Source organism: Terrabacter sp. C0L_2 (genome assembly GCF_036352015.1).
GTDB classification, from domain to species: domain Bacteria; phylum Actinomycetota; class Actinomycetes; order Actinomycetales; family Dermatophilaceae; genus Terrabacter; species Terrabacter tumescens.
The window spans coordinates 3,448,170-3,461,656 of sequence record NZ_CP143557.1 but is presented as its reverse complement, the minus strand read 5'-3'; the positions used below and the strand labels follow the sequence as shown (position 1 = coordinate 3,461,656).

Sequence of the window (13,487 nt, the reverse complement as noted above, 5' to 3'; positions counted from 1 at the left end):
GCGGAAGCACTCTTCCTGTCGTGCCGAAGAGCGGATATCGCTCATTGGCCTGGACACCTACCGTTGGCCCATGAGCAATCAGGTCCGGTCGAGCCATTCCGGCCGGTTGTGCGCACCGAGATCAACGTCCTCCTGCAGCCTTGGAGGGCGTTGAGCCTCGCCGCAGGCGGTCGGGCAATGACGTGGGCTTTGGAGGAACTCCTGTGCCGCGGCCACTTTGTGCGGGTCACGGACAGCGGTGCGGGGGTTCCTGGCCGGTTGGTGGCCTATCGGGTCGCCGTCTCGCCGGTCCCGCGCTCCGCGCGGCCAGCCCTCGCGTCGTTCGCCCCGCTCTTCGACGGGCACCCACGCGATATCACCGCGCAAGGTCTGGCGGCTTACGTGGCGCGGGCGTTCGGGGACGAACCCGAGGTGGAACACGGCCACCCATATGGAAGCCCACTCGACTGGTACGAACGATGCGTGGTCGACCCGCTCCGCGCGGAAGGCCTGGTCAGAGTCACGAGCACGTTCCTCGAGCCCACGGCCGACGGCGAGGCTGTCGCTGCTCGGTATCGGGACATTCTCGGCAGCAATCGGCATCGGCGAGACTGGCGACGCCCCTGGCGTGCATCGGCCCCGGTGGTGGCCGGCGACATTGACATAGCTGTCACGACCCTGCAGCGAAGCGAACGGACCCGGAAGCGGGAAAGAGTCTTCGTCGTCGAGCTACTCCCCGGCGCAGGAGATGGCGACGGCGGTGTTTCCGACGGTGGCATGTAACCGCGCGAAGCCCTTCGGCGCACGACGGGCCGAAGGAACCGGATGACCCGTCAGAGTTGGCGGAGGATCTGGAACAGCTGGCCCGGCTGGCCCGTCGGGCGAAACCCGCTGACCACCGCCTCTGCTGCTGGGTCTGCGTCTAGCCTTCCGCCCGTCCGCCGCGAACGTCCTCTTATGCCGCTGACGGTGCTGGTGGCCGTCGTGCGAGGGGGCACGCCGGCCGATGCCAGAGGGCCTTCCAGACCTTCCCGCGCCGCGGCCTGGGCGGACCATTGACAGACGCACCCCGGAAGCGCACTATCATGTTCAGTTGTTCCAGTTAAAGAGGAGTCTTCATGTCTTCGGTGAACCCGTTGGTGGCCAGCGGCGCACACGTGTCGTCGTTCCAGACCGCGGTGGCCAAGCGGCATGCCCGGGCGACGGTGACGGCCGCTGGAGACTCGGTCCCATTGACGGAACTGGGCGGTCGCGTTGTGGCGATGCTGTTGGCAGCCTCCGAGGACGATGTTCGTGGCGTCGCAGCGCTTCTGGAGCACCACGACACGACGACAACGACCGAGCGCATGATCTCGCCCGAGGAAGCCGCCGCACTTCTTGGCGTGTCCCGACCGACAGTTGTCCGGTGGGCGGGCTCCGGCCTGCTTGAGGACCACCGCGTCGGCGCTCATCACCGCTACCGGCGTGAGGAAGTCCTAGCCCTGCGGGACGCACGTCGTCGAGCCGCGGAGGATGCCCGGGCAGAGGCGGCGCGCGTGCGCGACAGCCTGACGCAGGCGGGAGTCGATCTCGACGAGCCCCCGACTCGGGAGGAGCGCCGCGCAGCGGCGCTGGCCGCGCGTGGTGGAGACCGCACTGCTCTGCACGCGGTGATGGAACGGCAGCGAAGGGCGGACGCCCGTCACGCTGCGGAGACGGCCAGCGCGCCGAAGCGCCTACCGTGACGTTGGAGGACCACGAGTGGCCTGACCCGCTGGATGGCGAGTACGAACTGAGACTGACCCTACGGGCGCTGGAAGACCTGGGCGCGAAGGCGTGCGGTGCCGCAGACCTCGACGGTGTCGCCGCTGTGACGGGGTACCCGGACATCGTGGAGAAGTTCGCGAAAATGCGCGCGCTAGACCCTCGCGGAACTGAGGCCCCGCTGTCGAAGGTGCATCGCGCGGACATCTACAAACTGGACGGCCGGGACGGCCAGCGCGCCGTTACCTGGCACGACGGTGCGCACGCCGTGGTCTGGCTTCTTGGCTTCACGCCCGAGCACGACTACAACCTGTTCGTGAGCCGCGCCGGTACGGCGGAGACCCGCGGAGCCGGTGGGGACAACCAGCTCATGCCCAGCACGCAGGACTACCTCGACCTCGCTGACGAACGCGGCGGCCACCAGCGCCTCGATCGTGTCATCGACGGTCTGCTCGCACTGGTGGAGCGCGCTCGGACCAGCCCCGAAGAGGTCGCTCGAGGCACCTTGGCCCACGCTGTCCGGGCCGAGGCCGCGATCTCATCGTCACCCGACGGTCCGCGACTGTCCCTACGCTTCCGCATGCCTCCGATCGAGGCTGGCCTGCTGCCGAGTGGCTTCGAGTACGAGTTCATCGTGATGCTGCCAGAGGTGCTCGAAGACTCTGTCGACTACAGCCCCTTCCCCGGAGTCGCAGTACACGGGGCCATCACCGTGTCCGCGCTGCTGAGGTCCTAGCCGAGCGGTCGAGAGCCGGACGCCGATGCCGCCCGGCAGCACGTCTGTCGGCACCCAGGGTAGCCATGCGCGAGACCACTGCGCGGGTCCAGTGGCCTGTCCCCGTTGGTCGGCCCGGTAGGGCCTCGATACAGCGAGGGTTACAGCGTCCCTTGCAGCGAGGGTGCAGCCATGCCCCCGTCGAACGCGGTGGTCTTCATGAAATCTGCACCGAATCGACAGGTGGTCGCGGTCCGGAGGCGAGACCGTTGCTCTGTAGGCTCGCCGAGCCGGCTGACCGCCGGGTCGCACCGGGTTGCGCAGCACCAGACCGGAGGCGCAGGCCATGACCAGCGCACATGCAGCAGCAGACGGCGCCGTCACCGGCGGTGCGCCGGGAATCCAGTCGGCACCGGCCACGGGTGCTCGCCCGGCCGCCAGCGCGGGCCGGGCCGTCCCGGCCGGCCCGCGCGTCGGGCTCCGGGTGCCCCACGCGCCACCGCACCGAGCTCACCGGGCGCCCCGAGCGCACCGAGCGCACGGAGCGCACCGAGCGCTGGCGGTGCTGGTCCTGGCCGGCGGGCTGAGCCTGCCGCAAGCCGCGTTCGGGCACGGCGACGAGGCGGACGTGCCGGCCCGCGACAGCGTCCTGCAGGCGATCGCCTTGGTCGTCAACACCCCGCAGGACATGGCGGCGATCACCGACAAGCTCGACGATGCCAAGGCCTCGACCGAGCCGGACGGGGTCAACCTGGCCGACGTGGACCTGGCGATGACGGCGCTGCGGGCCGGTGACATGCCCCGCGTGCGGACGTTGCTCGAAGCTGCCATCGGCGCCAAGGTGGACGTGACCGGCCTGGACGTGCGCCACGTCCTGCAGGTGCCCGCTGGGCTACCGGTGATCAGTCTCGCGACCGGAGAGCAGGCAGGCACACTCGTCGTCGCCGACGAGCTCCCGGGCCGTGGCCCGCTCGACGGGGGTGACGCCGGCCTGCTCGCCGCAGCTGCCGTGGCCGCCGTCGCCGGCATCGTCCTGAGCGTGCGCTACCGACCCGCGCACTCGATCCACACGCTGCGCTCCGACGCCAGCCCACGCGAAGGGGAGTGACCCTCATGTCATCCTCGAGAACCGCCTCGGTCGTCCCGGAGCCGGAACCGGAGCCAGGCCCGGACTCGGGCCCGGACTCGGGCAGCGGCCCGATGCCGACCACTCCCGCCGGCCGGGCCCCGTCGCGCGCGGGTGACCGCTCCCGCTGGCGCCGGCTCATCGACGTCGTCGACGAGCGGCTCGGTCTCGACGCGCTGCGATACCCCGTCCCGGAACACGCGAACAACCTCGCGTGGAGCCTCGGCGGCCTGACGGCCGTGTCGCTGCTGGTGCTCGTCGCCACCGGCATCGTCCTGGCACAGTTCTATGACCCGACACCCGAGGTGGCCAACGCGAGCGTGCGCACCATCGTGCAGGACGTCCCACTCGGCCGGTTCATCCGGTCGCTGCACTTCTGGACGGCCCAGACGATGTACGTGCTGGCCGCGCTGCACCTGATCCGGGTCTTCTTCCACGGGTCCTTCAAGCGGCCGCGCGAAGCGAACTGGCTGATCGGCGTCAGCATGTTCGGGCTGACCTTGCTCGCGATCTTCACCGGGACGGTGCTCAAGTGGGACCAGGAGGCGTACGAAGCCCTCGGTCACAACCTCGAGCTCGGGACGCTGCTCGGCGGCGCCGGGTTCTGGTTCTCGAGCTCGTTCGCCGAGCACACCCCGATCCTGGTCCGGTTGTACTCGGCGCACATCATGCTCATTCCCGTGCTCCTGTTCGTGCTGGTCGTCGTGCACGCGCTGCTGATCCGACGCCACAAGATCTCGAGCCATCCCGCGTTGCGCGACCCGGGCCCGCGCCGCACGCCCGACGGGGACCCGGACATCACACCCGACCTCACGCCCGACCTCACATCCGACCTCACATCCGACCTCACATCCGACATGGCGCTCCCCGCGGACGAAACGCCGAAGGAGCTCTCGGAGCCGTTCACGCATCACCTACGCCGGGTCGGGGCCCTCGGGCTGGTCCTGCTCGGGGCACTGACGGCGGTGGCCGTCCTCTTCCCGCCGCCCGTCGGCAGTACCCCCGTCGCCGGGGTCGAGGTGACCAAGCCGCTGTGGCCGTTCTGGTGGATGTTCACCCTGGAGAACTGGTTCGGGCTCCCGGCGATCCTGTGGGGCGGGCTCGTGTTCTTCGTGCTCCTCTTCGCGGTCCCGTTCCTGGACCGGAGCCCGCGCCGGTCGTGGCGGACCCGACCCGTCGCGATGGCGGTCGGCGCCCTGCTCGTCGTCCTCCTCATCGTGCTGACGCTCCTGATGGCGTTCACGACCCCCGCCGCCCACCTGTCGATGTGACGACGGCCGCCCCGGATCGTCCGGAAGGAAGCCTCGTGATGAACGCCTACCAGCGGGTCCGCCGCAACTTCTGGGTGCTGGTCGCCGCGGCGGCCGTCGCCGTCGGCGTCCTGTCCGCCGCCGCCGCCATGGCCCCCGGCCCGGTGGCCGGGACCCTGACCGCGCTCAGTGCTTCGTTCGCTGTCGCCGCTGTGGCATTGGCCGGCCGGATCCTGGTGGTCACCAGCCGGCGAGGGGAACACCGTCGGGCTGGCCGGCGCTGAGACCGGCCGCTACATCGACCGCTACATCGACCGCGACATCAGCTGCGACCGACGCGGTCGTGATGGCGGCTCGGTGCGTCGGCGTCCCGCCGTGACGTGGGGTCGGCACCCGAGCGGGTCCTTCATCGATCCTTGACCGGGAGGCCACCGCGTCCTTCACGAGCGGGGCGGACCGTAGCAGGTGAGGGACCAGGGGCCGCACCACCCGGTGTGACCGGTCTCGTGGACCAAGGAGCGAGTCATGGCCGACTTCCTGCAGCGCAACTGGATCGGGATCTTCTTCATCGTCGCGATGCTGGGCATGCATCTCGGGGGCCACCGCCACGGCGGCTCCGGCGGCGGGCACGGCGGCCTGATGGGAGGCTGCGGCGCCGGGCACGGATCCCATGGCGGCGCTGGGCACACCGCAGGCCACGAGCACCCAAGCGAGAAACCATCGCACGCTCAGAGCACCCCTGGCGCGCCCCAGCCGCCAGAACCGCCCCGGCAGCCGGACCCGGCCCGGGACGCAGCGCCGGACCCGACCCGGGACGCGGCGCCGGACCCGACGCGGGACGCGACCCCTGCCGCGGACCCGGCATGGTGGGGGACTGACCCCATCGACGAACCGTCCTCCCGCACGCGCGACCACCACGTGTAGGACCGGCGGACCACGGAGCCCCGCGATGTCGACCCGCGACTGGCGCGCCGCACACGTCCCACCAGATGACCCCCCGACGCGGCGGCCGCGGCCCGTCCCGCTCGGGGTTTACCTCAAAGCTCACCTCAAGGGCTCTCTCGGGGCTGGCTGGTGGGCTTTCAGAGCCGGAGAGCACCGATGAGCACCTTGTCGCAGCCGTTCTTCCCGCACGTCCTGCTCGGCGCGTACCTGCTGGGCGTGCTCGGCGACGACGAGGAGCGCACCTTCACCGAGCATCTCGCCGCATGCTCAACCTGTCAGCGCGATCTCGACGCGGCCCAGCACCTCCCGCAGCTGCTCTCCCTCACTGACGGTGCCAATCCCTCCGAGGACGGGCGCCGGCAACCTTGACCAGACCTTCACGGTTCGCGCGGGAACCCGACACCTGCCAGCGGTTACGTGGGAGCTGGAAACCCGTACCGGCTATGGGTATCCGGCGCTCGGAGTGCCTGGGTGCCCAGCAGATGGAGGTGAAGCTCGATGACTGTCGCCGACATCGTCATCGTCAGTTCAGCGGTCCTCGCCAGCGGCCTGCTCGTGTGGTTCTTCTTCGGACCGAAGAAGGCGCGGCACGCGGAGATCGCGGACGGCATCCAGGTCGTCCGGGTGACCGTCAGAGGTGGGTACAGCCCGGATCTGATCGAGGTCAGGCCCGGGACCCCGGTCCGGGTCATCTTCGACCGGCAGGAAAGCGGGGACTGCTCGTCCCGGGTCGTGATGCCCGACTTCAAGGTCAACGCGCAGCTGCCGGCGTACGCGGCCACCACGGTCGACTTTCTCCCAGAGCACCAGGGCGACTTCCGGTTCGCGTGCGGCATGAACATGATCAGCGGCACCGTCCGGGTCACCGCGCCACCGTCCGACGCGGCCAGCGCCGAACCGGTCGAGTCGCTCGAGTCGCTCGAGTCGCTCGAGTCGCCCGCGTCGCTCCAGTCGGAGCCGGCTCGTCCCCAGCCTGGCCGTGGCCGTCGTCCCTCGGCTGCGCCGGACCCGGTCGGCGGTCTCGGCACTGGCCCGAGCGCCGTTCTTGGCGCCGATGTTGACGGCACCGACCGTGACGCGACGGAACGTGCCGCGGAGATCTCCGACCTGACGCGGCGGGTCATCATCGGCGCGATCCTGACGGCGCCCGTGCTGTTCGCGGTGATGTTCACCGAGTTCTTCGGGGTGACGTGGATGCCGGATCTGCTGATGAACCGCTGGTTCCAGCTCGCGCTCGTCGGCCCGGTGATGGTGTACACCGGGTGGCCGATCCACCGCACCGGCTGGCTGGCGCTCTCGCACCGGACCGCGGACATGAACTCGCTCATCACGTTGGGGACCGTCGCCGCGTTCGGGTACAGCCTCGTGGTGACGCTCGCGCCGGCTGTGCTGCCGGAGAACGTCCAAGAGGTGTACTACGAGGCTGTCGGCGTCATCCTCACCCTGATCCTGCTCGGGCGCCTGCTCGAGACGAAGGCGAAGGCCGGCACCGGGGAGGCGATCCGGACCCTGATCGGGCTGCAGCCGCGAACGGCGCGCGTCGAACGGGACGGCACCGAGCTGGAGCTGCCGATCTCCGAGGTGCTCGCCGGCGACGTCGTCCTCGTGCGCCCCGGGGAGAAGCTGCCTGTCGACGGTCACGTCCTCTCCGGGGCGTCGTCCGTCGACGAGTCGATGGTGACCGGGGAGCCGATCCCGGTGAGCAAGTCGGCCGGTGACACGGTGATCGGGGCGACCATCAACCAGACGGGATCGTTCCGGTACGTCGCGACCCGGGTCGGCGACGAGACGATGCTGGCCCAGATCATCAAGCTGGTCCGCGAAGCACAGGGGTCCAAGGCGCCGATCCAGCGGCTCGTCGACCAGGTCTCGAGCTACTTCGTCCCGGCCGTCATCGCGATCGCCATCTGGGCCTTCGTCATCTGGGCGGTGGCCGGCCCGTCGCCGGCGCTCGTGCTGGCACTCGTGGCCGCCGTCTCGGTCCTCATCATCGCCTGCCCGTGCGCGCTCGGGCTGGCCACGCCGATGTCGATCACGGTCGGGACCGGCAAGGGCGCCATGAACGGGATCCTCATCCGTTCCGCGGAAGCTCTCGAGACGGCGCACAAGCTGAACACGATCGTGCTCGACAAGACCGGCACGATCACCAACGGTGCACCGGCGCTGACCGACCTGATCCCCGCCGGCCCGATCGGCGCGGACGAGATGCTGGCGCTGGTCGCCGCGGTCGAAGGCTCCTCGGAGCACCCGCTGGCGGCGGCCATCGTGACCGGGGCGCACGAGCGCGGCCTCGACCTGCCGACCGTGGCCGCGTTCGACTCGATCACCGGCCAGGGGGTGCGCGCTCTGGTCTCCGGCCGTGAAGTCCTCGTCGGGAACATGCGACTGCTCACCGGTGCCGGCATCGACGCGAGCTCGCTCGCCGACACCCAGGAGCGCCTCGCCCGCGACGGCAAGACCCCGATCCTCGTCGCGGTCGACGGGGTCCCGGCCGGTGTCATCGCCGTGGCCGACACCGTCAAGGACGGCTCGGCCGGTGCCGTCGCTGCCCTGCAGAGCCGCGGCATCGAGGTCGTCATGATGACCGGCGACAACCGGGCTACCGCCGCCGCCATCGCCCGACAGGTCGGGATCCGACGCGTCGTCGCGGAGGTCCTGCCCGAGCACAAGGCCGCTGAGGTGAAGCGGCTGCAGGCCGAGGGCCGCGTCGTCGGGATGGTCGGCGACGGCATCAACGACGCACCCGCGCTCGCCCAGGCCGATATCGGCTCGGCCATCGGCACCGGCACCGACGTAGCGATCGAGTCCTCCGACATCACGCTGATCTCCGGCGCGCTGGCCGGGGTCGTGACTGCCGTGGACCTGTCCCGGGCCACGATGCGCAACATCAAGCAGAACCTCGGGTTCGCGTTCATCTACAACGGGGTCGGCATCCCGATCGCCGCAGGCGCGCTCTACCCGGCCTTCGGTCTCACCCTGAGCCCGATGATCGCGGCGGCCGCGATGGCGCTGTCCTCCCTGTCTGTCGTTGCGAACGCCAACCGGCTCAAGACCTTTAGTCCCAAGCCGGTACCCGACGCCGTCACGCCTTCGGCCATCGACCCGGTGGTCGAGATCGGACGGGAAGAGCAGAAGGAGCCCGACCTCATGTCCACCTCACCTGAACAGGCGAACCCGTCCGTGCCGACGACGGCAAAGGACCCGGTGTGCGGGATGACCCTCGAGACCGTGAACGCTGCACGGACCATCGAGCACGACGGGCAGACGTACTACTTCTGCTCCGCGTCGTGCGCGGCCAGCTTCGAGAAGGACCCGGCGGCCTACGCCGGCAGCACCGCGTAGCAGGCAGCAGTCGACCGGGCCCCGGTGGGCCCGACCGGCGGGCCGACCGATGGCGCCGATCGATGGCGTCGACCTCGTCGCCTCGAGCGGTGCGAGGTAGCCCCTCCAGTGGCCGTCAGCGTTCGGCCACCGGAGGACGGACCGGACCATAAGGACCGGACCACGAGGACCGGACCACAAGGCCCGGACCACACAGAAGGGAACGCTCATGACTGCGCCGAGCGTGGCCGGGCCCGCCCCCGGGCAACGACACGAGATCGTCACTCGCCTGCACCGCGCCGAAGGCCAGGTCCGCGGCATCGCGGCCATGGTCGAGCAGGACCGGTCCTGCATCGACGTGCTGACGCAGCTGAGCGCGGCATCGAGCGCGCTCCGCAGCGTCGCCGTCCTCCTGCTCGAGGAGCACCTCAGGGCATGCGTCACCGACAGCCCCGAGCACGTCCCCGAGGCGACTATCGAAGCCGTGTCCGAGGCCATCAGCCGTCTGCTGCACAGCTGAGTGGCGAAACGATGACGACCCCGGAACCCTCATTGACCACCTCCCACGGCAGAACGGTCCGAGCCTCCTCCCGGGGCGTCGGGCGCCGCCGCGGCACCACGGGCGCCACCACCGAACCGACAACGGGACCGACCACGGGACCGACCACTGGACCGAGCGAGCTGATCGTGTCCGGGCCTCGCCCGGCACGCATGGTGTTCGTCACGGCCGCCTGGGGCAGCTGCTTCCTGTTCATCCAGTGGGGGCTGCGGGACGCTCCCGTCGTCTGGTTCGCCGCGGCAAGAGCCCTGCTCGCCGGCGCTGTCCTCGTCACCGTCGCCCTCGTGCAGCACCGTCCGCAGCCGACCGGGTCGAGGGCGTGGACGTGGCTGGGTGCCATCGCGCTCGTGAACGTCACGCTGGCCTTTGCTGCGATGTTCGCCGGGGTGGCGGGGCTGTCGACCGGGGCCGCGGCCGTGCTGGCGAACGCGCAACCGCTGCTGATCCTGCTTCCCGCCTGGTGGCTCTACGGCGAGCGGCTGTCTGCGCGAACAGCGGCCGCGCTCACCGTCGGGTTCGGCGGGCTGATCCTGGTGGCGGCGCCCGGTGGCGGCGGCAGCGGCGCGCTGCTGTCCTTGCTCGCCGCGGCAGCCGTCACCGCGGGCACGCTGCTGTCGCGCCGCCTGACGGGGATGGACCTGGTCTCGGCTGCGGGGTGGCACCTGCTCATCGGCGGGGGCGCCCTAGTGGTCCTCGCGGTCGCGACCGAGGGAGCGCCGTCGATCGCGTGGACGCCCCGGCTGGTCGTCTCCATCGCCTTTCTCGGTGTCGTCGGCACTGCAGCTCCGACCGTCGTCTGGTTCACCGAGGCGCGCCGGTCCCGCTTCGACACGCTCACCTCGTGGACGTTCCTCACGCCGGTCGTCGGGATCGCGCTGGCTGTGAGCGTTCTCGGTGAACGCCCATCCGGCTGGACGGCCTTGGGGCTGACCGCGACGCTCGTGGCGATGAGGGTCGCCGTCCGGCCGCCGCGCCGCTGACGCCTGACCAGCCCGCCCCATCGACACCTGGGCCGCCAGCCGCCAGCCGCCAGCCGACAGCCGCCAGCCGCCCGGACCGGCTCCGGAACCTGGCTCGGGAGATGTGCTTCGGAGACGGGCTCTCGACCGGCCGGCGGTCGCTCGCGGAGCGACCGCCGAACGGTGCGGTGACCCGCAGTGCGGTCACCGCACCGTCACGCGAGTTGAGAACGGTGCTGTGGCCGACCTTGAGCGAACCTTCATGGATCTGCTGCCGGACGGGCACGTGGGCACGGCACGGTGGAAGAACAGGGAGCCGACGACGGGCCCAATCGGGCCTCTCCCGACCCGGCTTCCACACCCGGGACGCCCGGGTCCGTCATCAGGAGGCAGCCATGAGGGCCAGACCCACAGTCAACATCACGCCGATGGAACGAGTAGCCAGGATGCTCGTCGGCGGCCTGGCCGTGATCAGCGGGATCGTCCTGCTTCTCGGTGCCGGCTCGGCCCTGGCGGTCGTGCTCGAGGTCCTGCTCATCCTCATCGGGCTCGACCTGTTCGTCACCGGCGCGCTCGGGCACTGCCCGCTGTACGCGAAGCTAGGGCACCTTCCGGCCTCCCTCGCCCGGAGGACGTCATGATCACGACTCCGCGTGACCGTACGCCGCTGCCCGACCCGGACCACGACCGCGACGTCTACCCGTTCGGGCCCGATCACCCGACCGTCGCAGCACCGAGCCCACTCAGCCCACCCAGCCTGTCACCCGGGTCGGCGACCCACGACCGGATGCTGCGCGCCACGCAGCACGCCGAGCCTGGGCCGAACGGGCTCGGGAGCGCACCGGCGCCGCACGACCACCTCGCCGAGCCCACAGCGGGGGGATGGGGTCACCGGCTGCTGATGCTCGTCTGCTGCATCCCGATGCTTGTTGTCGTCTTCGCCCTGGTGGCCAGCGGCGTCGCGGGCGCGGGTTCGATCATCTTCGCCCTGCTGTGCGTGGGAATGATGGCCGCGATGATGTTCATGATGCCGGGCGGGCACCGGCACTGACGACCGGCCGGTTCGCACCGTGCCATGGGCAGCCGCCAGGCACCCGTCCCCGCCCGTCGCCGCTCGTCGCCGCCCATCCCGGCACCGGCCCAGCTCACGTGGAGCCAGTCCGGCCCGTGACAGCCGCGACGGGGGCGGGATCCGAACCGGCTCGAGCTCCCGCCGAGGCGCAGCCTGTCGGGCGCCGGGCGCCACAGCGCCGCCTCGGCGTGCCCATCGCGCGGAACCAGGAAGGAAGACCACCACGTGACCGTGACACCCGAACGGGTCGGCCCGCTTGCGCCACACCTGGCCCGAGACGTGCGCCGTACCCGGTGTGGCATCGTGACCGGCCCCCGACGCGCCGACCTCGCATCGACAGCACCGGCGTTCCGAGCAGCCCAGGTCCTCGCCGTGGGCGGGCTTACGGGTCCGGCCGGTCTGCGCCGGATGCTCGCGCGGCTCGCGGCAGTCCCCGGCGTGCGCTCGGTGGTCGCCGACTTCGGCACCGTCGAGGTGACCCCGGTGCTCGTCGCATATGCGGACGTCCCCCAGTCGGCGAGAGCGCTCGCCAAGTCGGCCGTCCGGGCCGAGGTCCTGCGCTACGGCCTCACTATCAACACACCCGCGCGGCACGGCTGACCGGGCACGAGACAGGCGTGCGCCGCACCCCACTACCCGGCGCCACGTCAACGCGATCTTCACCAGATCTGCGGGCTGTACTCAACGAGCTGCGGCCACGGTCGAAGAAGACCCGCCGGCCTGTTGGTCCCTGCCGACGAACTCAGAGGCCAGCGACATGGACGCCGTGGCACTGGTGCAGGCGTACCTCCGAGTCAACGGCTACTTCACCGTGACCGAGTACCCAGTCCTGGAAAGGACCCTGCAAGACATGTCGCGAGCCACACCGTGGACGACGGTTCGCCGTTCTGAAAGCGACCACCCCAGGCATCCGAGCCTCGCCGCCGCCAGGCCAGAGCTGACACTCCCGAGGCGGCTGAGTGGCGGATGCTGCCAACTCGGCGGTCGGTACGTCTAGGGACGAAGCGACTGCGAAGGGTCAGCCCGGGCATGCCTGGCCGGCGGCGATACTCTGAGATTCCTCTCAGATTCGTCCGTCACGCGCGGCCGCCCCGGCGCGCGCGGGCTCGGCGGCGCATGACGGACCCGAGCGCTCCGACGAGGATCAGGGCGGCCAGGGAGAGCAGCGCTGGACTATGGAGCGCGGCCGCAGCTACCCCGAGCGCGCCGCCGGCGATCAGCGCTGGCCCGAGGGTGCAGCACGCGACGACGAGCAGGACCGCGCCGACCGCGGCCGCCGCGCCACCGAGCCCCGACCTGCTTTCGCGAGCGTCGATCATGTGCGTTCTCCGTTCGTTGCGGCGAGGGGGTCACGTGTCGATGCGCACGCACGCGGCCAGTGCCGCGGCGTTGTCGGCCGTCAGCGCGCGCGCCAGGCTGATGAGGTGCACGACGCGCGGATCCGTGACCTGGTAGCGGGTGAACCGGCCGTCGCGGCGCGCCGTGACGAAGCCGCAGTCGGCCAGGCACGCGAGGTGTGAGGAGACCCGAGACTGGGAAAGGCCCACCTGCTCGATGCACTCGCTGACAGTGCGTTCGCCATCGAGGAGGAACTCGAGCAGCAGCAGCCGGGTGGGATCACCGATGGCGCGGAAGAACTTGGCCATCACCCGGCGTCCGGCGTGCTCGGCTGGCACCAGAGGGCTGCCGGGTGGCAGGCCCAGCCGTTCGACCTCGCGCGCAGCGGTCTGTGCCGGCATGGACAACTCCTTCGATCGATGACACTGTGAACCATACATCCGGATATGCGGATATAACTAGTGCGGCGACAACAGTGCG

The 13,487-nt window shown here is 70.5% G+C and carries 15 protein-coding genes; 13 read left to right on the top strand and 2 right to left on the bottom strand.

What is annotated here, in order from left to right; genetic code table 11:
- The first annotated feature begins 1,097 nt into the window (after positions 1-1,097).
- From U5C87_RS15895 to U5C87_RS15835, 13 genes are all read left to right on the top strand, one after another.
- Positions 1,098-1,703: a helix-turn-helix domain-containing protein gene (locus U5C87_RS15895; RefSeq protein ID WP_330473491.1), complete on the top strand. Its 606-nt coding sequence runs from the start codon at positions 1,098-1,100 to the stop codon at positions 1,701-1,703.
- The gene (locus U5C87_RS15890) at positions 1,700-2,458 is read left to right on the top strand and encodes a hypothetical protein (RefSeq protein ID WP_330473490.1); all 759 of its coding nucleotides are present in this window, start codon (positions 1,700-1,702) and stop codon (positions 2,456-2,458) included. The genes U5C87_RS15895 and U5C87_RS15890 overlap by 4 nt, the downstream gene beginning before the upstream one ends.
- Before the next feature lie 541 nt (positions 2,459-2,999).
- Entirely contained in the window at positions 3,000-3,545 is a 546-nt protein-coding gene (locus tag U5C87_RS15885; protein WP_330473489.1) for a hypothetical protein, read from the top strand.
- Positions 3,546-3,637: 92 nt separating this feature from the next.
- On the top strand, positions 3,638-4,834 hold the full coding sequence (locus tag U5C87_RS15880; protein WP_330473488.1) for a cytochrome b N-terminal domain-containing protein: 1,197 nt from the start codon (positions 3,638-3,640) through the stop codon (positions 4,832-4,834).
- 38 nt (positions 4,835-4,872) lie between these two features.
- Positions 4,873-5,097, top strand: coding sequence for a hypothetical protein (locus U5C87_RS15875; RefSeq protein WP_330473487.1), 225 nt, complete (start codon positions 4,873-4,875; stop codon positions 5,095-5,097).
- Between the two features lie 241 nt (positions 5,098-5,338).
- The gene (locus tag U5C87_RS15870; protein WP_330473486.1) at positions 5,339-5,737 is read left to right on the top strand and encodes a hypothetical protein; all 399 of its coding nucleotides are present in this window, start codon (positions 5,339-5,341) and stop codon (positions 5,735-5,737) included.
- A gap of 177 nt (positions 5,738-5,914) precedes the next feature.
- Positions 5,915-6,127 (top strand): zf-HC2 domain-containing protein, encoded by a 213-nt coding sequence (locus U5C87_RS15865; protein WP_330473485.1) that lies wholly within the window; start codon positions 5,915-5,917, stop codon positions 6,125-6,127.
- Positions 6,128-6,256: 129 nt separating this feature from the next.
- Positions 6,257-9,100, top strand: coding sequence for a heavy metal translocating P-type ATPase (locus U5C87_RS15860; RefSeq protein ID WP_330473484.1), 2,844 nt, complete (start codon positions 6,257-6,259; stop codon positions 9,098-9,100).
- 208 nt (positions 9,101-9,308) lie between these two features.
- On the top strand, positions 9,309-9,599 hold the full coding sequence (locus U5C87_RS15855) for a metal-sensitive transcriptional regulator (RefSeq protein ID WP_330473483.1): 291 nt from the start codon (positions 9,309-9,311) through the stop codon (positions 9,597-9,599).
- A 191-nt stretch (positions 9,600-9,790) separates the two neighbouring features.
- Complete coding sequence (locus U5C87_RS15850) at positions 9,791-10,618, top strand: DMT family transporter (RefSeq protein ID WP_330473482.1); 828 nt, start codon at positions 9,791-9,793, stop codon at positions 10,616-10,618.
- A 374-nt stretch (positions 10,619-10,992) separates the two neighbouring features.
- Positions 10,993-11,238 (top strand): YgaP family membrane protein, encoded by a 246-nt coding sequence (locus U5C87_RS15845; RefSeq protein ID WP_330473481.1) that lies wholly within the window; start codon positions 10,993-10,995, stop codon positions 11,236-11,238.
- The gene (locus U5C87_RS15840; RefSeq protein WP_330473480.1) at positions 11,235-11,648 is read left to right on the top strand and encodes a hypothetical protein; all 414 of its coding nucleotides are present in this window, start codon (positions 11,235-11,237) and stop codon (positions 11,646-11,648) included. Before U5C87_RS15845 ends, U5C87_RS15840 begins: the two co-directional genes overlap by 4 nt.
- A gap of 324 nt (positions 11,649-11,972) precedes the next feature.
- Positions 11,973-12,269 (top strand): hypothetical protein, encoded by a 297-nt coding sequence (locus U5C87_RS15835; protein WP_330473479.1) that lies wholly within the window; start codon positions 11,973-11,975, stop codon positions 12,267-12,269.
- 476 nt (positions 12,270-12,745) lie between these two features.
- Here U5C87_RS15835 and U5C87_RS15830 read toward each other — a convergent pair whose 3' ends face one another.
- Both U5C87_RS15830 and U5C87_RS15825 read right to left on the bottom strand, forming a co-directional pair.
- Positions 12,746-12,988: a hypothetical protein gene (locus U5C87_RS15830; protein WP_330473478.1), complete on the bottom strand. Its 243-nt coding sequence runs from the start codon at positions 12,986-12,988 to the stop codon at positions 12,746-12,748.
- A gap of 30 nt (positions 12,989-13,018) precedes the next feature.
- Entirely contained in the window at positions 13,019-13,408 is a 390-nt protein-coding gene (locus U5C87_RS15825; protein WP_330473477.1) for an ArsR/SmtB family transcription factor, read from the bottom strand.
- Between the last annotated feature and the right edge of the window lie 79 nt (positions 13,409-13,487).

What these genes read in the sequence shown, in the direction of transcription:
- U5C87_RS15875 (WP_330473487.1), top strand. Translation starts at nt 4,873, where the DNA reads ATGAACGCCTACCAGCGGGTCCGCCGCAACTTCTGGGTGCTGGTCGCC.
- U5C87_RS15860 (WP_330473484.1), top strand. Translation starts at nt 6,257, where the DNA reads ATGACTGTCGCCGACATCGTCATCGTCAGTTCAGCGGTCCTCGCCAGC.
- U5C87_RS15845 (WP_330473481.1), top strand. Translation starts at nt 10,993, where the DNA reads ATGAGGGCCAGACCCACAGTCAACATCACGCCGATGGAACGAGTAGCC.
- U5C87_RS15895 (WP_330473491.1), top strand. Translation starts at nt 1,098, where the DNA reads ATGTCTTCGGTGAACCCGTTGGTGGCCAGCGGCGCACACGTGTCGTCG.
- U5C87_RS15880 (WP_330473488.1), top strand. Translation starts at nt 3,638, where the DNA reads ATGCCGACCACTCCCGCCGGCCGGGCCCCGTCGCGCGCGGGTGACCGC.
- U5C87_RS15865 (WP_330473485.1), top strand. Translation starts at nt 5,915, where the DNA reads ATGAGCACCTTGTCGCAGCCGTTCTTCCCGCACGTCCTGCTCGGCGCG.
- U5C87_RS15840 (WP_330473480.1), top strand. Translation starts at nt 11,235, where the DNA reads ATGATCACGACTCCGCGTGACCGTACGCCGCTGCCCGACCCGGACCAC.
- U5C87_RS15870 (WP_330473486.1), top strand. Translation starts at nt 5,339, where the DNA reads ATGGCCGACTTCCTGCAGCGCAACTGGATCGGGATCTTCTTCATCGTC.
- U5C87_RS15855 (WP_330473483.1), top strand. Translation starts at nt 9,309, where the DNA reads ATGACTGCGCCGAGCGTGGCCGGGCCCGCCCCCGGGCAACGACACGAG.
- U5C87_RS15825 (WP_330473477.1), bottom strand. Translation starts at nt 13,408, where the DNA reads ATGCCGGCACAGACCGCTGCGCGCGAGGTCGAACGGCTGGGCCTGCCA.
- U5C87_RS15850 (WP_330473482.1), top strand. Translation starts at nt 9,791, where the DNA reads ATGGTGTTCGTCACGGCCGCCTGGGGCAGCTGCTTCCTGTTCATCCAG.
- U5C87_RS15830 (WP_330473478.1), bottom strand. Translation starts at nt 12,988, where the DNA reads ATGATCGACGCTCGCGAAAGCAGGTCGGGGCTCGGTGGCGCGGCGGCC.